We start from the raw sequence: 20,205 nt of genomic DNA, 5'->3' as shown, positions 1-20,205 counted from the left end.
TCCCGTTGGTCCGGCAAATTGCGGGGAACGCTCTCATTTTTTGCTCATTCTCGCCGCGCAGAATGCGTCCATCGACAAACAACTGCAACGCCGGAGACGAGCAAATGAACGCGATCAAACATTTCATGCTGGCCGTCAAACTGCTCGGGCTGGCCACCGTAGCGCAGGCGCATCCGTTTATCGGCGTAGGTATCACGGGCGGGCCGGTGTTTCCGGTTGCCTCCAGCGCACAAAGCGCGGCGCCGCTGCCGGTCTATGCGCGCGCGACCGATTCCGGCCCCGCGCCGCTGCCGCCCGAAGCGCCGCCTGTGCACTATGCGCAGCCTGCCATCGGAAATATCGACGCGATCATGGGGCGGGCGAGCGCGGTGAACGATCCTGGCCTGGCGAATGGGGCGTGAATGCCATTCGCAACAACGTTAGAAATACTCGTTTGTAGCGTTTCCCGCGTTGCGTTAGCCTGAACGAATGACTCAGATCATCGACTACGCAGCCATCGCCGATGCCGCGCGCGACGGCTACATCAACCGCGTCATTTCGAGCGTCAACGATCACGATGTCCACATCAGCGTGATGGACGCGCCGTATCGATGGCACTTTCATCCGAACTCGGACGAGACCTTCATGGCGATCGAAGGCACGCTCGTCATCGGGTTCCAGGAAGGCGACGTCGAGTTGCGCGCCGGACAGTTGCTTACCGTGCCGGCGGGCAAGCCGCATTGCACGCGACCCGGCGGCGCGCGCTCGGTCAATCTGACCGTCGAGAAAAAGGATGCGGAAACGGTTTTCTGCGCCGCGCCGCGCTAACGCAAAGCCCGCGTTTCCAGATGCTCGACGAGCCGTTGCGCCGCCGGCTGCAACGCGTCGAAGTCCCTGAAACACACGACGAAGCGGCGCTCCGCGAAGGCATCGGATAGCGGTATCGCTTCGACGCCGAGCGCCTGACGATACGCGCCCGCCACTTCCATCGGCACCACGCTCACGCCCAAACCCGCCGCGACCACGCGAAACGCCGCGTCGAAACTCGACACGATCACGCGGTATGACATGGTCTTGCCCGCCTGCGCGGCCGCGCGCTGCAGCATGGTGTGAACGGCGGTCGCGGGCGGCAATCCCACATGCTCGAATTCGAGCGATTCCTCGAAGCTCACCGCGCTTAGCCGCGCGAACGGATGATCGGCGGGCACGGCGAGCGCGAGCCGGTCACGCCGGTATGGGCGATGCTGCAAGCCGCGCAAATCCACGCTGTCCCAGCACACGCCGACGGACGCGACACCCTCGCGCAACTGCCGCACCAGATCGTGCGAGAGCCGCTCTTCCACATCGACCTTGATGTTCTGATTCGCGCTCTCGCGCATGAACGAAGCGATGTCGTCGAGCAGCGCTTCCGCTATCGCCGATGCCGACGCGCAGATGCTCACGCGCCCCTGCAGGCCGCCGCCGAACGCGGCGACATCGTTGGCGATGCGCTCCATCGTGAAAAGCACGCTGCGCGCGTGCTCCAGCAGCGCGATGCCCGCGGGCGTCGGCTCCACGCCGCGCCGCGAGCGCGACAACAGCGGCACGCCGAGCGAGGTTTCGAGTTGCGCGATGCGCTTGCTGATCGCGGATGGCTCGATATGCGATTCCTGCGCCGCCCGCGCGATGTTCTGGTGTTCGCACACCGTCACGAAGAGGCGCAGCGTTTTGAGGTCGATATCGCGCATGGTCGATCGTAATTCATCTGACGTTCCGAACCGGAAGCATGGACCTTCCAAAATACCGCTTTTAGGGCATTTGCGGAATCTCTAAAGTCGAGGCCATACAAAGACGATAGGGAGACGACACCATGCCCGCGTTCCCACAGAACGCCGTGATCCGCGAAGTGGGGCTGCGCGACGGCCTGCAAAGCATTCGGACGATCGTGCCGACCGAACGCAAGATCGAATGGATCGACCATGCCCACGCCGCCGGACAGCGCGAAATCGAAGTCGGATCGTTCGTGCCCGCGCGCCTTCTGCCGCAACTCGCCGACACCGCCGAACTCGTCGCGCATGCGAAGACGCTGCCGGGACTGTTCGTATCGGTGCTCGTGCCGAATCTGAAGGGCGCGGAGCGCGCCATCGAAACGCAGGCGGATCTGATGCTCGTGCCGCTTTCCGCGAGCCGCGAACATAGTCTCGCGAATCTGCGCAAGACGCCCGAGGACGTGGTCGCGGAAGTCGCCCGCATGCGCGCCGCGCGTGATGCGGCGGGCGCGAAGACGCTGATCGAGGGCGGCATCGGCACGGCGTTCGGCTGCACGATTCAGGGCCGCGTCGATCAAGCCGATGTGCTGCGCTACATGCAGGCCTTGCTCGATGCGGGCGCGGATCGCGTGTCCATCGCGGACACGGTCGGTTATGCCGGTCCGCGCGCCGTGCGCGAACTCTTTGCGAAGGCGCGCGATATCGCGGGCGAGCGCTTCTGGTGCGGCCACTTTCACGACACGCGCGGCCTCGCGCTCGCCAACGTATTCGCCGCGCTGGAAACCGGCGTCGCGCGTTTCGATGCAACGCTCGCTGGCATCGGCGGCTGTCCGCATGCGCCGGGCGCGAGCGGCAACGCATCGAGCGAGGACCTCGCGTTCATGCTCGCCGACATGGGCGTTGCAACCGGCATTGACATCTCTGCCTTGCTGACGCTGCGCGCGAAACTCGCGCGCTGGCTCGAAGGCGAAACGCTGCACGGCGCGCTCGCGCTCGCGGGCTTGCCGGTCACTTACGAATCGAACACTGCAATCGAAGCCTGAGGACGACATGACTCATTCAACTTTGCCGCTCGAAGGCATTCGCGTGATCGAATTCACGCATATGGTGATGGGCCCGACCTGCGGCATGATCCTCGCGGATCTCGGCGCGGAAGTCATCAAGATCGAGCCGCCCGGCGGCGACAAGACGCGCAATCTGCCGGGGCTCGGCATCGGCTTCTTTCGCTCGTTCAATCGCAACAAGAAGAGCGTGGTCATCGACATCAATACCGAAGAAGGGCGCGAAACCGCGCTCGAACTGATCGGCGAATGCGACGTGCTGCTCGAAAACTTCCGTCCCGGGCTGATGGCCAAGTTCGGACTCGATTACGAGACGCTCTCGAAGACGCATCCGAAGCTCATTTACGTGTCGCACAAGGGCTTTCTTCCCGGCCCGTACGAAAAGCGCCTCGCGCTCGACGAAGTCGTGCAGATGATGGGCGGTCTGGCCTACATGACCGGTCCGGCGGGCAGGCCGCTGCGCGCGGGGACGTCGGTGAACGACATCATGGGCGGCATGTTCGGCGCGATCGGTGTGCTCGCCGCGCTGCGCGAGCGCGATCTCACCGGACGCGGCCAGGAAGTGCAGAGCGCGCTGTTCGAAAACTGCGTGTTCCTCTCGGCGCAGCACATGCAGCAATACGCAATGACGCGCGAAGCGCCGCCGCCGATGCCGTCGCGCGTATCGGCGTGGAGCGTGTATGACGTTTTCACGCTGGCCGAAGGCGAGCAGTTGTTCATCGGCGCGGTCAGCGACAAGCAGTTCGTCACGCTGTGCGACGTGCTGGAGCGCCCGGATCTCGCGCGGGAACCGGGGTTCGCGACCAACGCGATGCGCGTCGCGGTGCGCCCGCACTTGCTGGAGCGACTCGGCGAGATCCTCGCGCAACATCGCGCGGAGGAACTCGCGCCGAAACTCGAAGCGGCCGGCATTCCGTACGCGCCGATCATGCGCCCCGAGCAACTGCTCGACGATCCGCATCTGAAGGAAAGCGGTGGCCTCGTGCCGATGCAGACCGACGACGGCGGCACCACCGATGTCGTCCTCTTGCCGCTCACGATGGGCGGACGCCGGCCCGGCGTGCGGCAAGCGCTCGCGCGCGTCGGCGAGCATACGGAGGAAGTGCTCGGGCGCATGACGAAACGCGTGACGGCTTAACACATCGCGACGGGCGCAATCATAAAAACACCGCGCCTTCGAAACACATGGAGACAAAGCAATGCAGCCAACTTTCAGCGCGGTCGCGGAGCCGCTCGCATCGCCCGGCATTCACGTTCACGCGGCGCCGGGCGCGCAGATTTCCGCGCGCATGGATCGACTGCCGGTCACGCGGCATCTGTGGATGCTCGTGTTTCTCATCTCGCTCGGCGGCTTCTTCGAAATCTACGACCTGATCTTCACTGGCTATGTCGCGCCGGGCATGGCCAAAAGCGGCCTGCTGCAAACCACGACGCATGCGTTCTTCGGCTTCACGGGCATCGCGGGTTTCATCGCGGCGACCTTTGCCGGGCTCTTTATCGGCACGTTCTTTTTCGGCTGGCTGCCGGACCGCTGCGGGCGGCGCAGCGTATTCACGTACTCGCTGCTCTGGTACTCGATCGGCTCGGCGATCATGGCGTTCCAGACCACGCCCGAAGGCGTGATCTTCTGGCGCTTCGTGACGGGCATCGGCGTGGGCGTGGAGATCGTCACCATCGACAGCTACGTGACCGAGCTCGTGCCGCAGCACATGCGCGGCCGGGCGATGGCGTTCAATCAGATGGTGATGTTCGCTGCCGCGCCCGTCGCCGCGATCCTGTCGTACTGGCTCGTGCCGGAAACCGTGTTCGGGCTCGACGGATGGCGCATCGTGGTGCTCGCGGGATCGGTCGGCGCGGTGGTCGTATGGTTCATCCGCCGCGCGGTGCCGGAAAGCCCGCGCTGGCTCGCGATGCACGGCAGGGTCGAGCAGGGCGAGCGGATCGTGAGCGATATCGAACGCGCGGTCGAGCGCGAATCGGGCGCGCCGCTGCCGGCGCCCGCGCCCGTGGTCGATCAGCCCGCGCACCGGCGCGCGTCGCTCGGCGAGTTGTTCGTCGCACCGTATCGCTCGCGCCTCATCATGCTGATCGTCTTCAATTTCTGTCAGGCGATCGGCTATTACGGCTTCGCCAACTGGGTGCCGACGCTGCTCGTCGGGCAGGGCATTCACGTGACGAAGAGCCTGCTGTATTCGTTCATCATCGCGTTCGCGCTGCCCATCGGACCGCTCTTCGCGATGTTTTACGCCGACCGCATCCAGCGCAAATATCTGATCGTCGGCGGCGCGCTCGTCGTGATCGCGAGCGGCCTCGCGTTCGGGCAGATGAAGTCGCCCGCGGCGCTCATTGCGCTCGGCGTGCTGATCTCGCTCGCGGGGCAGACCATCTCGGTGTGCTATCACGCGTATCAGACCGAGCTGTTTCCAACGGCTGTGCGCTGCCGGGCGAGCGGCATCGTGTACTCGGCGAGCCGCGCGGGCGCGATGATGTCGGGGTTCATCATCGCGTCGCTGCTGAAGGACTTCGGCGTGCCGGGCGTGTTCACCGGCATTACGGTGTGCATGCTGCTCGTGGCGCTGGCGATCGGCGTGTTCGGGCCGAAGACCAACGGGTTGCGTCTCGAAGAGCTGAATCACTGAGCGTCGCGGAACGCCGTATGCTATCTGAATCAATGACGCCGTGCATTTCGCTTTCGTCACAAGCGCACGGCGCGATCCTTCAGCTCGGCTGATAGCGGCGGGGTGCCTCGATGATTCGGTCCTACAACCACAAAGGCTTCGTGCTCGAAGTCGCAATCGAGACGAGTAGTCGGCTCGTGCCTGCTCCCGAGTCCGTGCAGTATCTGGCCGTCGTGACCATCAGCCGGTCGGGAAGACCGGTGACCGCATTTTCACCGCTTTGTGTCGAGAGCAGACGCTATCGGAACTTCGCGTCCGTGGATGAGGCGTTGATGAGCGCACACACGGCGGGGCGCGCATTCGTCGACAACTGGGTGCAGGCGCCGGCGTGATTTTCGTGGTTAGGCGCCGCGACGAAGCTAGCCGTCTTCGTCACGCGAAAGCCGGCACGCTTCAGGCCGCTGCGCGTCGGCTTTGCTGACCTTCCTGTACGTCGGCGGCGGACGACGCGTCATCGAGCGCCGAATCGAGCAGGGCGAGCTTGCGTTGCAGGGAAGCTACGCGCTGACTCTGCGACGGCACGAGATCGTATTCCGCGTCGAGCTGAGCGACGCGCATGTCCCAATAGCGGGTCGGCAGCCGGTCCGAAGACGCGCTGCGTTCTACGAAATTCGACAGGATCATTTCCAGATGACGCAATTCGCTCTCGGCGAGTTGAGCGGGTCGTCGCTGTCGGAAGGCTGGGACGGAGGTTGCGTTGGCGCTTCGTTTCATTTGCATTTCCGGCTAGGTAATCGAGTCCACATAACAAGCAATCGACGTACCGATTATCCGGATTGACCCTGCTCCAAATGTTTCGAATTGAAACTCCAACCATGGCCGATTCGCCGCAGAGCGAGTCTGCAAACGTTTTCCAGGGCGTTACATTTTCACGGGGTGGGCGCAAAAAATTGTTCGTATCCGCTGCCTTTCGGTCCCGGATTGTGGTGAACAGACGCGCAATCCGGGAAAAAATTTCAAAACAGACGGGATATTCCGAAGAACATATCGCCCGCTGAAATGGTTGCATTTTCTAAATGCGAACCGTTTTCATGTGGGTAAAACATTAAACGACAGGAAGTTGAAAGCATTCGCCGATAAATAAGGATTGCCGAATTAATCGGACGGCGCGCAAATCTAAAGCGCATGAAAAAAATCGAATGCGCGACTCGGCGTCGGATTCGAAGAACGAACAATCCGATATCGAGGCAGCTTAAAACGGAGCGGTCTCCTCTCGCGAAACCGCTCCGTGTCCTCAGAAAATCTTCTCGGAGATCTGTTGACGCGAACAAGCTTAACAACCGTGTCGGTCGATATAAACCTCACGCGGCGCAATGATCTTCTCCTGGATTCGCATTAATAACGTCGTGCATGTGCAACAGCAAATCGGGGATCAAATACGCGCCATGCCGGCTAAGCGCTTGACCTTAAAAGAGTGTTAAGGCCCTCGCGGACCCTTTCGCAAATTCAGCAAATGATTATTGCGTGTGATGCGCCGACACTTTCAAGGGGTCGTCGCATAAAGTGTGTCCCAGTTTCCTGAAGGCAATACGCGGCCATTCGGTCCGTGACACACGGGAAGCTTTCGCTTTAGCTTTAACAGGACACTAGAGAACCATGAAAAAAACCCTTCTCATCGCGGGCATTCTCGGCACTTTTACCGCGGCTGCCCACGCGCAGAGCAGCGTCACGCTGTACGGCACGATGGACGCAGGTCTCGTCTACACCAACAACGCGGGCGGGCATAACAACTGGCAGCAGGGCAGTGGCGCGGTTTCGGACACGTACTTCGGACTGAAGGGCAGCGAAGATCTGGGCGGCGGGTTGCACGCGCTCTTCAAGCTGGAGAGCGGCTTCAACCTCAATAACGGCCGCTTCAACGAAAGCAATACGATGTTCAACCGCCAGGCATATGTCGGTTTGCAACACGATCAATTCGGTACGGTCACGCTCGGCCGCCAATATGATTCGATGGTCGATTATCTGTCGCCCCTCGCCGAAGCAGGTGCGGGCTATGGCAATAATCTGACCGCGCATCCGTTCGACAACGATAATCTCGATCATTCGTTCTCGATCAAGAACTCGGTCAAATACCAGAGCGTGAATTACGGGGGCTTCAAGTTCGGCGGCCTGTATGGCTTTTCGAACGACGCCGGCCAGTTCGCGAACAACCGCGCATGGAGCGCGGGCGTCTCGTACGGCAATGGTCCTCTGAATGTCGCGGCTGCATATTTGCAGACGAATAACTCGCGCAACAACCTGAACGCTAACGGCGCGGTTTCCGCCGGTCAGGGCAACAACGCGAATCTGACGGCCGAACTGCAGCGCACCTTCGGCGCGGGCGTGAACTACACCTACGGCCCGGCGACGGTCGGCTTCGTGTGGACCAACACCCACTACGACAACCTGCTGGCCGCATCGCAAGGCGGCACGTCGTTCGCGCTGCCGGGCAACTCGAACCTGCACATGAACAACTTCGAGCTGAACGGCCGTTACGCGCTGACCCCGGCGCTGAGCCTCGACGCCGCGTACACGTACACGGACGGCAAGGTGACGGGCGCCAACGGCACGGGTGATCCGAAGTGGCACACGGTTTCGCTGCAGGCTGACTACTCGCTCTCGAAGCGCACCGACGTGTACGTCGAAGGCGTGTATCAGCACGCGTCGGGCGAGCTGGGCAATGCGGGCGCCAATGTGGCGATGATCAACACGCTGTCGCCGTCGTCGACGGGCAATCAGGTTGCCGCGACGGTGGGTCTGCGTCACCGCTTCTGAGCGTCGCGTAACACCGCATAGCGTTACAGAAAGCGAAACGGCCGCGATCGATGAGATCGCGGCCGTTTTGCATGGCGCGTCACTTCCCGTCCTGCTCCGAGCGCCGGATGAGCTGCCCGATGTCGTGCCCCGCGCCGCCCGTGCCCGCCGCGAGCCGCGCGAGCGCCGAAGCGGCGGTATCGCGCCGCACGCCGCTCTCGGGGCGGAACTGCTTCGGCAGCGCCATGTAGAAGGTGGCGCCGCGATCCGGTGCGCCTTCGGCCCACGCGCGCCCGCCATGCCGCTCGACGATCCGCCGCACGTTCGCGAGCCCGATGCCCGTGCCATCGAACTGATCGTTCACGTGCAGGCGCTGGAACACGCCGAACAGTTTGTCGACGTAACGCATGTCGAAGCCCACGCCGTTGTCGCGCACGAAATAGACGACATGGCCGACGAGTTCGCCGCTGCCGTCCTCGGCGCCGACTTCGATATCCGGCTGCTCGCGCTGCCCGCTGAACTTCACGGCGTTCGACATGACGTTGGCGAACGCGACGTGCAGAAACACGTGATCCGCTTCGATGGGCGGCAGCGCGGCGATGCGCCAGCGCACGCGCGCCGACGCGTGTTCGTCGATGTCGTTCTGAACCACGGTATGCACGAGGGCGTGGACATCGACCGTGTGCGGGCGCAGCACGGCGCGGCCGAGTTGCGCGAACGAGAGCAGATCGTCGACGAGACGTCCGCCAAAGCGCGCCGACGTCACGATGCGCTGCAAATAGCCACGGCCGCGCTCGGACAGCTTTTCGCCGTCGATCTGCCCGAGCAGGTCCGCAAAGCTCACCACGTGCCGCAGCGGCGCGCGCAGATCGTGCGACACGGTGTACGAGAAACCTTCGAGCTCGTGATTCGCGCGGCCCAGTTCTGTGGCGAGCTGCGCGATTTCCTCCGCGCGCCGCAGCACGATGCCGAGCACGGCCGCGCGAAACTCCAGCGCGATTTCGCGTTCGGCGGCGCGCCAGGGCAGTGAGCGATTGCGCACCACGTCCGTCCACGTGTCGAAGCTCATGCGCGGCGAGAGCGAAGCGGCCAGTCCCGTGAGTTTCGCGCGCGGATCGCCCGCCCATTCGATTGTCTGGACCACTTCGCGGCGGAACCAGATCACATAGTTGCGATAGATCTTCGAGATCGATACCGCGAGAAAGCCGGCCACGTCGGGTGAATCGGAGAGCGCGGGGCAATCCTGCGAGGCGCGGTCGGACAACACCACGTCCTCGCTCTGATCGTCGAGCCAGTCGACCAGCGCTCTCACGCTGTGCTCGTCCGGCGTCATGCCGACCAGCGACGTGCGCCCTTCGAAGATCACGGCCGCGCCCGACGAGCGCGTGAAGCCGAGCAGCCCGGATGCGTCGCTCACGAGCGCTTCCACGAAACTGTCGGTGTTCGCCATCGAGGAAAGCAGCGTCGAGAGCATGCGGCGCAGTTCGAGCCGATATTGCGCTTCAGCCTGCGTCTCGCGCGCCTCGATCTGCAGCGACACGATCTGCGCGACATGTTCGCACGCGGTGCGCACTTCGAACGGCGGCAGGCGCGGCGTCGCGTGGTGACAGGAAATCAGGCCCCAGAGCTTGTCGTCGACGACTATCGACATCGACATGGACGCGAGCGTGCCCATGTTGCGCATGTATTGCAGATGCACCGGCGACACGCTGCGCAACGATGCGTAGGTCAGGTCGGTCGGGCGGCCGGTCGCCGGATGCAGCATAGGCACGAGCGGCGCTGCTTCGTAGTTGGCGTTCGAGATCAGCCGGATGCGATTCTTTCGATATAGCTCGCGCGCCTGCGCGGGAATGTCGGAGGCGGGAAAGTGCTGGTTCAGATACGACGGATAGCCCGCTTCGAGCGCTTCCGCGAGCACGTTGCCGTGGCCTTCCTCATCGAACTGATAGACGAGCGTGCGTCCGAACCCGGTGATGCGCGCGATCTCCGTCGCGGCGAACTGGCAGAGTTGCTCGACCGTGCGCATGGTTTGCACTTCGGTGACGAAGGAACGCACGAGCGGGTACATCGTGGAGAACACGTCGGCGGTGTCCTGCGCGGGCTCCACTTCGACGAACAGCAGTCCCTCGTACCGATGCACGACGATCGCGAGCGGTCCGCGCGGCGTCCAGCCTTCGATGACCACGTTGCCGACATGCAGCGCCGTGCCGTCGCGCGCGAGTTGCGCGAGTTGCTTCAGACCCGCGCTCGCGCGCTCGCTCGCGTGCTGGCCGAGCAGATCGGACAGCGCGCGGCCGAGGCATGCTTGGGGCGCGAGATGCGCGAACTGCTCGACGTTGGCGCTGACCTGCAGGATGTGGCAATGCGCATCCACGCCGAAAAACACGCCGTGAGGCTGGATTCCGCCCGGAATGTGAATCGGCTCGCGCGCGCATTCAGCCTGAATCGTGGCGTTCGGCGTGTCGGAGCCGGTGGCGCCGGCGGTGGAAGTTTTGTCCATCATCGTCCTGGCAAGGCGGTTTGGCTCGTGAATGGACCCGTCATTCAATCATAGATGGGTCGGGCGTCAGGAAGAAACACGCGTGGTGTGTCGTGACGCATGTGTCGCCTTCGCGTCAGGTGATTTCTACATGATGCGCGGCTTGCGCCGGGTCATTTCTACGCGAAGCATCCAGCCCACAAAAAAGGCGGCGGATGCGCATGCTTTCTTCACGAGCAACATGGGTTCGCTCGTTGCATGAAGCGTTCCGCGACGTCGTCGAATCGCGTGCGCCCGTCGCGTGCCGCCCGCTGATACCATGCGAGGCCGACCTACGCGATCAACGCCGCAAAATTGACACGCGCACGCATCGTCACAACAGTGCTTTTGCCCGCGATCGCCTGCATGTTACAGGCACGCGATGCCGCCGCGCAGTCGTATCGCGATGTCGCGCCGATCGCGCCGCCGGCGCTCGAACGGCCGCGCGCGTCGCCGTCGCCGCCGGAGCCCGCTGACGACTCGCGCAAGATCGCGATCGAAGATCTGCGAGGCATCGCTTTCGCACGGGCGGATACGAGATCGACGTCTGTACAGTCGTCGGCGGATGGCGCGATCACCGCGTCGGGCGTGCCCTTGCTCACGTCCGAATTTCTCGACGGCTTCGCAGCCGATCTTCACAGGCCGCTTACCTTCGCGCGACTCGCGGAGATTCGTCGCGCGGTCGTGCGGCTTTATCGCGATGCGGGCCAGCCGCTCGTCGATGTCTATGTGCCCGAGCAGGACGTGAGCAACGGGGTCGTGAAGATCGTCATCGCGGAATTTCGCGCGGGGCGCGTGATACCGAAGGGCAATCGCCATTTCTCCGATGCGCTGCTCACGCGCGAGATGCCGCTTGCACACGGCGAGCCGATCCGCGAGGCCGACGTCGCGTCCGGTCTCGCGCTGCTCAATGCGAATCCGTACCGGCACGTGGACGTGATTTACGCGCCCGGCGCCGCGCCCGATTCGACCGATGTCGTGCTGCAGACCGAAGACCGCTTTCCGTTTCGCATCTATGGCGGCTACAACAACGACGGCGTGCGCGATCTCGGACGCGATCGCGTGCTCGCGGGATTCGACTACGGCAATCTCTTCGGCATCGATGCGCGCATCGGCTATCAGATGACCGCGAGTAACGACCTGTTGAGCGGCAATCCGGATATCGAAGGGCGGCCGGACCGGCCGCGTTACATCGCGCACGCGTTCAACCTGATCGCGCCGCTGCCTTGGCTGGACCGCGTCGAACTGTTTGGCGTATTCGCCGAAAGCACGCCGCGCCTGCCCGACAGTTACGGGCAGACCGGCCTGAGTTCGCAGATCAGTTTTCGCTACGACTGGCGCCTGCCGCCGCTCGACCACGCGGGCGCGTGGCAGCAGCAGGTGCAGTTGGGCTACGACTTCAAGCGCTCGAACAACGACCTCGAATTCGGCGGCTTTCAGGTGTTCAATGCGAACACCCATATCCATCAGTTCGTCCTTGCCTACGATCTCGCGAACAGCGACGCATCCGGCGACACGCATCTGAATGCATCGCTCTTCGTGAGTCCCGGCTACTTCGACAGCGACAGCAACGAGGACGCCTACGATGCCGCGCGGCTCGGCGCGAAGCCGCGCTATCAGTACATGCAATTGTCGGCGCAGCGCGACATGCCGCTGGGCAAGTCGGGATTTTCGCTATCGGCGCGCGGACTCGCGCAATGGACCGGCAGCACGCTGTTGCCGAGCGAAGAGCTCGGTCTCGGCGGCGACGCCACCGTGCGTGGCTACGAGCCGTATTCCGCGCAGGGCGATCGCGGCTGGAACGTGCAGACGGAGTTGCGCGCACCCGCCATATCGGCGGGCATCGCGGCCATGCAGCCGTTCGTGTTCTTCGACGCCGGCCACGTGTGGAATCGCATTCCCGAGGCGGGCGAGGTGAACGATGCGTCGCTGGCGAGCGTCGGCGCGGGCGTGCGCGTGCAGATCGGTCGCTTCGTCAGCTTTCGCGGAACGTATGGCTTTCCGCTGAAGGCCGTGGTGCCGAACGGATCGAAAGCGCCGGTGGGCGAGATTTTTCTGGTGATCGGAAGCTGATGCGAAGGACGGCGCACGGCGCGCCGTCCGGTCAATGCATCAAGGCTGCGCCTGCTGCCATTGCAAAATCGGATGCGTCGCGCCCGCGGGCATCGCCCACACGCCGCCGGCCGGAATGTTCCAGTCGAGATAATTTCCGACGTTGCTCATTTGAGCCGTGGAGAGTCCGTTCGAATCGGGCGGCGTCGTGCCCGAGTTCGAGCCGGCGGCGCTCGTGCGGCTCGTCGTGTCGCGGTTCCAGTAGACGTTGTTGTGAATCGCGCCCTGGTTGTAACCCGCGATACCGCCTTCCGGATCGCCCGGAGGCCCGCCGCCGCCCACTTGCCCGATCGCGAACGATTCGTTGATCACGCCGGTCGCGCCGTTGTCGTACACGAGACCGCCGCCGCCGAATCCGCCGACGCCGCCCGTCGCGTAAGACTGCGTGATGAGGCCGGTGTTGTACGCGACGAGGCCGCCGGTCTCGCCGTGCGTGCCGGCGCGCGTCAGGCCGGTCGCGTACGACTGCGCGATGGTGCCGTTGTTCACGCCCACGAGCCCGCCGGCCGGCGACTGATAGCCGACCTCCGCCGTGCTCGCTGAACGCTCGATGACGCCGTCGTTCACCCCGACGAGCCCGCCCGAGCCGGACCCGCCGAAGCCGTTCTGCCCGACGCTGCCCGAGGTGTTGACGTAGGTGACGAGCCCGTTGTTGAGCCCCGCGAGCAGCCCGAGCCCGCCCGACGAGTAGCCGCCCGTGCCGCCATTGGTCAGATTCAGATTGCGCACGACGCCGCTCGCGCCGATCACGCCGAACATGCCGAAATAGTCGTTGGTGAAGTCGGACGTTGTCTGAAGCTGGTCGATGGTGTGGCCGAAGCCGTCGAACTGTCCGGTGAAGGGTGCGGCCGTCGTCTGGCCGATCGGCGTGAAGTAGTTCGGATAGTCGGTGCCGCTCGCGTCGATATCGCGGCCGAGCGCGTAGTTGCCCGCGAGATTCTGCGACACGGCGGCGAGATCGCCGAGCGTGTTGACGAGCTTGTACGCGGTGATCTGCGTGACGAGTCCGCTATACGGCGCGGCGCTCCAGCCGCTGTTCGTGAGCAGCGTGCCGGGCGAGTAGCCGCCGTTCATGTCGTAGAGCATGCTGACGATGCCGCCGCTCTTCGACCAGTCGATCGTGCCGCTGTTGGTCACGCCGCCGCCGTTGTCGGCGCCGGCCGAATCCGCGCGCAGCGTGAGATTGCCATTGCCGGTGTTGCCGATGACCGACCCCGCGCCGATCGACACGCCGTGCGCCGCGCCGAGCGTGAGCGATGCGTTACCGCTCCATTGCACATTGCCGTTCACGCTCAAATCGCCGCTGCTGCTTTCGGCGTCGACCGATGTGCCGTTGCTCAGGCTGCGCGCGAGCGCGTCCGCGTTCGACGAATCGACGCTGAAGGCCGGCGCGCCGAGCTTCCAGGTGCCCGCGCGCACGTCCGCGCCCGTCAGGTCGAGCGCGTTCGCGTGCGTTTCCACCGTGCCGCCGCTGCCGTTCGCGTTCGCGGCGGCGACCGCGCCGTTCACGTGCACCGTGCCCTGATCGGCGACCAGCCAGACATGGCCGTCGCGCGTCGCGGTGCCGGTCGCGCGGATCGCGCTGCTGTTGCCGGCCAGCGCGTAGACGTTGCCGTCGGCGGCTTGCAGGCTCGCCTGCGCCGCCTGGATCGCGCCGCCGTTCATCGCGGTGCCGCCGCTGCCGGCCTGCACGAAAACCTGCTGCCCGCCGGACGAGTCCTGCAACAACACCTGATTGCCGGTCGCGAGTTCGGCCGTGCCTTGTGGCGCGCTGATGCTGCCGCCATTGACGGCCGCCGTGCGCGACACGAGGAACACGTCGCCGCCGCTCGAACCGATCTGCCCGAGATTGATGACCATGCCATTACCGCCGCCCGACAGCGTGAGCGGTCCGCCCTGCATGAATGCGTTGTTGTCGATGTCGAGCGCCGACGCGACGAAGCGCCCGCCCGTCGCGACCACGCCGCCGGGCCCGACGAGCACGCCTTGCGGGTTGACGAGATAGACGCTGCCGGTCGCGTTCAGTTGCCCGAGAATCACCGACGGATCGACGCCGGTCACGCGATTGAGCGTCGCGCCGCTACCGTTGTTGAACGTGACCTGACGCCCGCCGCCTATCGAAAAGCTGTCCCAGGTGACCACGCCGCGCGACGTGGTCTGGTTGATGGTCATCGACTGCCCGGTGCCGCCGCCGGTGATCGCGCCGCTGCCCGCGACGAACTGGCCGCCGCTCGGCAAGGGCGGCGCGGCATTGGCGAGACTGGCGCACGACAGGCCGGCCAGGAGCATCGCGACTGGTCTCAGGCGCACGCGATGGAAATGAAGCGGACGAATGCTGCGCTGCATGGCTACCTCCGTTCGGTGTCGTTGGTTTCATCGTTCTTGGCCGCTGACGGTGTAGCCGCTTTTCGCCCCGCCGATGCAGTCACGGTCGGGAGGCGCGAACATCGACGTACGAGCAGGCGCGCCGATGGTAGCCCTGCGCCTTGTGCGTCAATGTGGGATTCCGCACATTCGTGCGGCTCAAAAAAATGGCAGGGCCGCGACGCGAGGCGCATCGGGGCGCACGCGCGGCGCGGCATGAAAATTGAACGGCTTTTGCGGGGGAAAAAGACTGAAGGATGCGGAAAAGGCGCTATGCGGACGGCTTGCGCCGGCTGCTCAGCTCAATCCAGCATTCGTGATAGACGCGCTGGACGAGTGCGCTTTCGTAGTCGAGATCCTCGCCTTCGAGAATGCGCTCGATGTCGCCGCGCGAGGCCTCGGCGTCGAGCGTGGTGGCGAAGCGCGCGGCGAGCGCCTGCGCCGTGGCCGACAGGCGCGCGACCTCGATCCAATCCGCCGCGCGATGATGCCGGTCGAGCCAGCGATGCGCGGCGCGCACGCGAAACGAGGTGTCGGGCCACTCGCCTTCGAGATAGTAGGCGCCAAGGAATCCGCAAGTGAGCCAGCACAGCAGATGCACCCGGTCGTCGGGTCCGAGGGGATAGCGCACTTGGCTCATGATGGCGACACCGGAATGACGCATCGACGATAGCATGGCGCGTATGCGCCGGGCATGCGGCTCGCGTATGTACTTAGGCGGCGCGCATGCCCGCTCAATCACCAGACGAAGTGCGCGCTGCGATCAGCTTCGCCACCTCGTCGGCCGGAACCGGCTTCGTGCAGAGGAATCCCTGATACGCGTCGCAGCCGTGCTGAAACAGGAACTCGCGCTGCGCCTCGTTCTCCACGCCTTCCGCGATCACCTTGAGCCCGAGGTTGCAGCCCAGCGCGATGATCGTGCGCGCGATCACCGCGTCGTTGGGATCGTCGAGCAGATCGCGGACGAACGAGCGGTCGATCTTCAGCACGTCGAGCGGCAGCCGCTTCAGATACGTCAGCGACGAATAGCCGGTGCCGAAGTCGTCGAGCGCGAAGCTCAGGCCGCGCGTCTTCAACAGGTTCATGCGCGCGATCGTGTCCTCGCCGTGATCGAGCAGGATGCTTTCCGTGAGTTCGAGCTTGAGCCGGCACGGATTCGCGCCCGCCTGCGTGAGCGCATCGAGCACCAGCTCCGCGAAATCCGGATGATGAAACTGCCGCGCGCTCACGTTGATGGAGACTTCGAGACCGGCCATGTGCGGATCGGCGGACCATGCCGCGAGCTGGCGGCACGCGGCGTCCATGACCCACGCGCCCAGCACGAGAATCAGCCCGGTCTCCTCCGCGAGCGGCACGAAGTCGGCGGGCGAAACCAGCCCGCGTTCCGGATGCCGCCAGCGCAACAGCGCCTCGACGCCGGGAATCGCGCCGTCGCGATCCACCTGCGGCTGATAGTGCAGCTCGAGCTCGTCGTCGCGAAGTGCGCGGCGCAATTCCGCTTCCGTCGACATGCGCGCGCTCACGGCTTCCTGCATCGACGGATCGAAGAAGCTCATGGCGTTGCGGCCGGACGCTTTCGCCTGGTACATCGCGAGATCGGCCTGCATCAGCAGCGCGACGGAGTCTGCCGCGTCGTCGCAAAAGAGCGTGATGCCGATGCTCGGCGTGCTCGTGTGCAAGTGGCTGCCGAGCTGATACGGCTGATTCAGCGCGTGGAGAACGCGCTCGCCTGCGGCGCGGGCGCGCGCCGACGCCTCTTCGCCATACGCGCCGAGGCCTTCGAGCAGGAGCACGTATTCGTCGCCGCCGAAGCGCGCGACCGTGTCGCCGCAGCCCACGCACGCGCGCAGCCGCTCCGCGACCTGTTGCAGCAGCAGGTCGCCGACGGTGTGGCCGAGCGTGTCGTTGAGCGTCTTGAAGTTATCGAGGTCGATGAACACCAGCGCATTCGCCGCGCCGCTCCTCGCGCTCGCCGCCATTGCCCGCTGCAGTCGCTCGGTGAGCAACTGGCGGTTCGGCAACTGCGTGAGCGGATCGTGAAACGCCAGATGCTGGATGCGCCGCTCGGCGGCCTTGCGGCGGCTGATATCGGTCTTGATCGCGAAGATGGACTCGGGCTCGCCTTTCTCGTCGCGCATCAGGGTCCATTGCACGTCGACGGAGAGCGCCGTGCCGTCCTTGCGATGCTCCGTGATCTCGCCGCTCCATTCGCCGAGTTCGAGCACCTTGCGCGTCGCCTCGCGCAGCACGCCGGGATCGTGATAGAGCAGCTCCTCGACCGAACGCCCGACGGCTTCCTCGACAGTCCATCCATAAAGCCGTTCGGCACCCTTGTTCCAGTAGCGCACGCGGTTGTCGATGCCGCGCACGACGATCGCGTCCTTTGCCTTGTCGAGCAGCGACGCCTGTTCGCGGATACGCGCTTCGGCCTCGCGCCGCTCGGTCAGATCGACCACGGCGCCGACCATGCGCGTCGCGTGGCCGTCGACATCGCGCATGATGTAGCCGCGGTCGAGCACGTAAGCCGTGGTGCCGTCGTTGCGGATGAAGCGGTACTCGTCCATCCAGTGATCGTCGCGGCCGTGCACGGCGGCGTCGAGATTGGAGAGCACGCGCTCGCGATCATCGAGATGAATGCGGCTCGCCCACAGGTTCATCGAACCCTGAAAGTCCTCGCGCGGGTAGCCGAACATGCTTTCGACGTTGTCGCTGCGCCAGGTCGAGTTGCTCGCGACATCCCAGTCCCAGATGAGATCGGTGGTCGAGCGCGCGATGATGCGCAGGCGCTCCTCGCTCAGTTGCAGCGATTCCTGCGCCTTGTGCTCGCGCGTCGTGTCGCGGAAATAGACGGTGAGACCGTCGTCGGACGGATAGGCGCGCGTTTCGCACCACACGCGATACGGCGCGTAGTAATCGTCGAAGACCACCGTGCGGTTGTCGCGCATGGCGCGATGAAACTCGCGATGGATCGTCTGACCTTCCATGCCGCTGAACTCGTCCCAGATGACCTTGCCGATGAGTTCCGCGCGCGAACGCTGGAACAGGCGCTCGGCCTGCGCGTTCATGAAGGTGAAGCGCCACTGGCGATCGAGCGTGTAGAACGCGTCGGTGATGCTTTCCAGCGTGTTGGTCAGGCGCGCGGCGAGTCGCCGGGCGTGATCCTCCGCGCGCTTTTTCGCGGTGATGTCCTGCAGCGCGCCGCAGAGGCCGGTGAGCGCGCCGGCGCCGTCGAAGCGCGGCTCGCCGATCGCGCGCACCCACACGCGGCGTCCGGTTGCTGTGACGATCTGGAATTCCTCGTCGAAGGCCTCGCCGCGGCTCACGCAGGCATCGACGACATTGCCGATCCGCGGGCGCCATTCGGGCGCGACGAACGCGAACGCTTCCTCGACCGAGGGCGTCGCGCCGGACGGCATCTCGTGAATCGCGCAGGCTTCGTCGGACCAGACGACACGGCCGGCCGCGACATCGAACGACCAGCCGCCGAGCTGCGCGATGCGGCTCGCGATCTGGCGCAGCAGGGCGTTGTCTTCGGTCGGCGCGGCGCGCGCATGGGCGCCGTCACCTCGATTCCCGGGTGGCAAAACAGAAAAAGACGACATGTTCGATCAGGCTCGTGCGGTTCCAGGCGAGTGGACGCATCGCTTCGCGCGCGCGAGGCCGTCCAGACGCTGGGAGTCTGTCGGGTTAACGGCGCGCGCGGACGGACCTTGAACGCATGCGCGCGCTAGATCGTGACGGTGACGGAAAGCCCGCCCGGCGCGGCGTCCCCGAGCTCGATCCGCGCGCCCATGCGCGCCGCGATCGTACCGACGATCGACAGGCCGAGGCCGGAGCCATCCGCATCGCTGCCGAGCACGCGATAGAACGGATCGAACACGCGCGCGCGTTCTTCCGGCGCAATGCCCGGGCCGCTGTCCTCCACGCGAATCCACGCGTTGGCGCCCGACACGCCCGCCGCCAGATCCACGCGGCCGCCTACGGGCGTATAGCGGATCGCGTTGTCGACGAGATTCTTGACCAGGATCGTCAGATCGGCCTGCGGCGCGTGGATGAGCACGTCGTCGTCACTCGACACGCCGATATCGATGTGCTTTTCCTCCGCGAGCGGCATCAGATCCTCCAGCACGTTGCGGAACACTTCCTGCACGCGCAATTCCGCGGTGTCGACATCGGTGCGTTGCTGCAGGCGCGCCAGCGTCAGCAGTTGATGCAGGAGCGAGCGCGTGCGCGCGAGGCCGCGCCTCAGGGCATCGAGCCGTTCGCGCGCGGCGTCGGGCAGATCGGAGGCGTTCAGCCGTTCCGCCTGCAGCGACAACGCGGTCAGCGGCGAGCGCAGTTCGTGAGCTGCATCGGCGACGAAGCGGCGCTGCAGCGCAACCGACGCATCCACGCGCCCGAGCAGCCGGTTGATTGCGACGACGAACGGCGTGATCTCGCTCGGCAGCGCGCCGCCGGAAACGGCTGAGAGATCGTGTTCGGGACGCCGGTCGAGATCGGCCGAAAGCTGCGCGAGCGGCCGGAACATGCGCCGCACGATCAGATGGAGCGCGGCCATCAGCACGAGCGCGAGCGCGGCAAAGGGCATGACGGTGGCGAGCGCGCTGTTGCGGGCGATTTCATCGCGGCCCGCGGTTTTCTGGCCGATCACGACGCGCACGCCGTCATCCAGCGTCTTCACGACGAGCCGCCAGCGCGTCCCGGCGACGCTCGCGTTCTGCACGCCGTCGGCGAGATCGGAGGCGAGCGCGAGCGGCACGCGCTGGTCGATCGTCTGAATGACGAGCTTCGATTCCGGGTCCGCGTCCGCGACGCGCCCGAGCGCCTCGCGCTCCATCACCGCGAGCGTACGCGGCGTGACGAGCGCGGCGATCTGCCGGAGCTGGCCGTCCTGCAACTCGTTGGCTTCGTGGAACGCCGTCTTGAAGGCAATGAGGCCACCCACCGCCGCGACCGCGACGATGAGGGCCGACATCCAGGCCGAGAGCCTGAACTGTAGCGAACGCGTCATG

At 64.9% G+C, this 20,205-nt stretch carries 15 protein-coding genes; 8 read left to right on the top strand and 7 right to left on the bottom strand.

The window, feature by feature from the left end:
- Positions 1-104: 104 nt before the first annotated feature.
- On the top strand, positions 105-401 hold the full coding sequence (locus AWB79_RS27830) for a hypothetical protein (protein WP_061170674.1): 297 nt from the start codon (positions 105-107) through the stop codon (positions 399-401).
- A gap of 67 nt (positions 402-468) precedes the next feature.
- Entirely contained in the window at positions 469-807 is a 339-nt protein-coding gene (locus AWB79_RS27825; protein ID WP_061170673.1) for a cupin domain-containing protein, read from the top strand.
- Here the strand turns inward: AWB79_RS27825 and AWB79_RS27820 are convergent.
- The gene (locus tag AWB79_RS27820; RefSeq protein WP_061170672.1) at positions 804-1,706 is read right to left on the bottom strand and encodes a LysR family transcriptional regulator; all 903 of its coding nucleotides are present in this window, start codon (positions 1,704-1,706) and stop codon (positions 804-806) included. The two genes, AWB79_RS27825 and AWB79_RS27820, sit on opposite strands and share 4 nt — an antisense overlap.
- Positions 1,707-1,828: 122 nt before the next feature.
- Here AWB79_RS27820 and AWB79_RS27815 point away from each other — a divergent pair, with 122 nt between their 5' ends.
- The 4 genes from AWB79_RS27815 to AWB79_RS27800 all read left to right on the top strand — a co-directional run bounded on the left by AWB79_RS27815 (position 1,829) and on the right by AWB79_RS27800 (position 5,798).
- Complete coding sequence (locus AWB79_RS27815) at positions 1,829-2,770, top strand: hydroxymethylglutaryl-CoA lyase (protein ID WP_061170671.1); 942 nt, start codon at positions 1,829-1,831, stop codon at positions 2,768-2,770.
- A 7-nt stretch (positions 2,771-2,777) separates the two neighbouring features.
- The gene (locus tag AWB79_RS27810; RefSeq protein ID WP_061170670.1) at positions 2,778-3,926 is read left to right on the top strand and encodes a CaiB/BaiF CoA transferase family protein; all 1,149 of its coding nucleotides are present in this window, start codon (positions 2,778-2,780) and stop codon (positions 3,924-3,926) included.
- Between the two features lie 61 nt (positions 3,927-3,987).
- Entirely contained in the window at positions 3,988-5,427 is a 1,440-nt protein-coding gene (locus tag AWB79_RS27805) for an MFS transporter (protein WP_061170669.1), read from the top strand.
- A gap of 110 nt (positions 5,428-5,537) precedes the next feature.
- Positions 5,538-5,798 (top strand): hypothetical protein, encoded by a 261-nt coding sequence (locus AWB79_RS27800; RefSeq protein WP_061170668.1) that lies wholly within the window; start codon positions 5,538-5,540, stop codon positions 5,796-5,798.
- A 61-nt stretch (positions 5,799-5,859) separates the two neighbouring features.
- On the opposite strand, the gene AWB79_RS27795 is transcribed toward AWB79_RS27800, so the two are convergent.
- Complete coding sequence (locus tag AWB79_RS27795; RefSeq protein WP_074169442.1) at positions 5,860-6,180, bottom strand: hypothetical protein; 321 nt, start codon at positions 6,178-6,180, stop codon at positions 5,860-5,862.
- An 882-nt stretch (positions 6,181-7,062) separates the two neighbouring features.
- Between AWB79_RS27795 and AWB79_RS27790 the strand changes: the two genes are divergently transcribed.
- Positions 7,063-8,220 carry a porin gene (locus AWB79_RS27790; protein ID WP_061170666.1) on the top strand — a complete coding sequence of 386 codons (1,158 nt, stop codon included), beginning with the start codon at positions 7,063-7,065 and terminating at the stop codon, positions 8,218-8,220.
- 79 nt (positions 8,221-8,299) lie between these two features.
- On the opposite strand, the gene AWB79_RS27785 is transcribed toward AWB79_RS27790, so the two are convergent.
- Positions 8,300-10,699, bottom strand: a complete 2,400-nt coding sequence (locus tag AWB79_RS27785; RefSeq protein ID WP_082862490.1) for an ATP-binding protein — start codon at positions 10,697-10,699, stop codon at positions 8,300-8,302.
- A 384-nt stretch (positions 10,700-11,083) separates the two neighbouring features.
- On the opposite strand from AWB79_RS27785, the gene AWB79_RS27780 reads away from it, so the two are divergent.
- Positions 11,084-12,790, top strand: coding sequence for a ShlB/FhaC/HecB family hemolysin secretion/activation protein (locus tag AWB79_RS27780; RefSeq protein WP_061170701.1), 1,707 nt, complete (start codon positions 11,084-11,086; stop codon positions 12,788-12,790).
- A gap of 39 nt (positions 12,791-12,829) precedes the next feature.
- Here AWB79_RS27780 and AWB79_RS27775 read toward each other — a convergent pair whose 3' ends face one another.
- The 4 genes from AWB79_RS27775 to AWB79_RS27760 form a co-directional block, all read right to left on the bottom strand.
- Positions 12,830-15,175: a beta strand repeat-containing protein gene (locus AWB79_RS27775; protein WP_061170664.1), complete on the bottom strand. Its 2,346-nt coding sequence runs from the start codon at positions 15,173-15,175 to the stop codon at positions 12,830-12,832.
- A gap of 289 nt (positions 15,176-15,464) precedes the next feature.
- Positions 15,465-15,833 carry a hypothetical protein gene (locus AWB79_RS27770; RefSeq protein WP_061170700.1) on the bottom strand — a complete coding sequence of 123 codons (369 nt, stop codon included), beginning with the start codon at positions 15,831-15,833 and terminating at the stop codon, positions 15,465-15,467.
- 94 nt (positions 15,834-15,927) lie between these two features.
- A complete protein-coding gene (locus AWB79_RS27765; RefSeq protein ID WP_082862486.1) occupies positions 15,928-18,795 on the bottom strand; it encodes an EAL domain-containing protein in 2,868 nt (955 codons plus the stop codon).
- A 125-nt stretch (positions 18,796-18,920) separates the two neighbouring features.
- Complete coding sequence (locus AWB79_RS27760; RefSeq protein WP_061170662.1) at positions 18,921-20,204, bottom strand: ATP-binding protein; 1,284 nt, start codon at positions 20,202-20,204, stop codon at positions 18,921-18,923.
- Between the last annotated feature and the right edge of the window lies 1 nt (position 20,205).

The sequence above is a fragment of the Caballeronia hypogeia genome, from assembly GCF_001544875.2.
GTDB classification, from domain to species: Bacteria; Pseudomonadota; Gammaproteobacteria; order Burkholderiales; family Burkholderiaceae; genus Caballeronia; species Caballeronia hypogeia.
The sequence above is the reverse complement of the archived record's forward strand: the minus strand, read 5'-3'. Positions and strand labels throughout refer to the sequence as shown.

What these genes read in the sequence shown, in the direction of transcription:
- AWB79_RS27780 (WP_061170701.1), top strand. Translation starts at nt 11,084, where the DNA reads ATGTTACAGGCACGCGATGCCGCCGCGCAGTCGTATCGCGATGTCGCG.
- AWB79_RS27790 (WP_061170666.1), top strand. Translation starts at nt 7,063, where the DNA reads ATGAAAAAAACCCTTCTCATCGCGGGCATTCTCGGCACTTTTACCGCG.
- AWB79_RS27820 (WP_061170672.1), bottom strand. Translation starts at nt 1,706, where the DNA reads ATGCGCGATATCGACCTCAAAACGCTGCGCCTCTTCGTGACGGTGTGC.
- AWB79_RS27815 (WP_061170671.1), top strand. Translation starts at nt 1,829, where the DNA reads ATGCCCGCGTTCCCACAGAACGCCGTGATCCGCGAAGTGGGGCTGCGC.
- AWB79_RS27765 (WP_082862486.1), bottom strand. Translation starts at nt 18,795, where the DNA reads ATGTCGTCTTTTTCTGTTTTGCCACCCGGGAATCGAGGTGACGGCGCC.
- AWB79_RS27775 (WP_061170664.1), bottom strand. Translation starts at nt 15,175, where the DNA reads ATGCAGCGCAGCATTCGTCCGCTTCATTTCCATCGCGTGCGCCTGAGA.
- AWB79_RS27770 (WP_061170700.1), bottom strand. Translation starts at nt 15,833, where the DNA reads ATGAGCCAAGTGCGCTATCCCCTCGGACCCGACGACCGGGTGCATCTG.
- AWB79_RS27830 (WP_061170674.1), top strand. Translation starts at nt 105, where the DNA reads ATGAACGCGATCAAACATTTCATGCTGGCCGTCAAACTGCTCGGGCTG.
- AWB79_RS27795 (WP_074169442.1), bottom strand. Translation starts at nt 6,180, where the DNA reads ATGAAACGAAGCGCCAACGCAACCTCCGTCCCAGCCTTCCGACAGCGA.
- AWB79_RS27760 (WP_061170662.1), bottom strand. Translation starts at nt 20,204, where the DNA reads ATGACGCGTTCGCTACAGTTCAGGCTCTCGGCCTGGATGTCGGCCCTC.
- AWB79_RS27800 (WP_061170668.1), top strand. Translation starts at nt 5,538, where the DNA reads ATGATTCGGTCCTACAACCACAAAGGCTTCGTGCTCGAAGTCGCAATC.
- AWB79_RS27825 (WP_061170673.1), top strand. Translation starts at nt 469, where the DNA reads ATGACTCAGATCATCGACTACGCAGCCATCGCCGATGCCGCGCGCGAC.
- AWB79_RS27810 (WP_061170670.1), top strand. Translation starts at nt 2,778, where the DNA reads ATGACTCATTCAACTTTGCCGCTCGAAGGCATTCGCGTGATCGAATTC.
- AWB79_RS27785 (WP_082862490.1), bottom strand. Translation starts at nt 10,699, where the DNA reads ATGGACAAAACTTCCACCGCCGGCGCCACCGGCTCCGACACGCCGAAC.
- AWB79_RS27805 (WP_061170669.1), top strand. Translation starts at nt 3,988, where the DNA reads ATGCAGCCAACTTTCAGCGCGGTCGCGGAGCCGCTCGCATCGCCCGGC.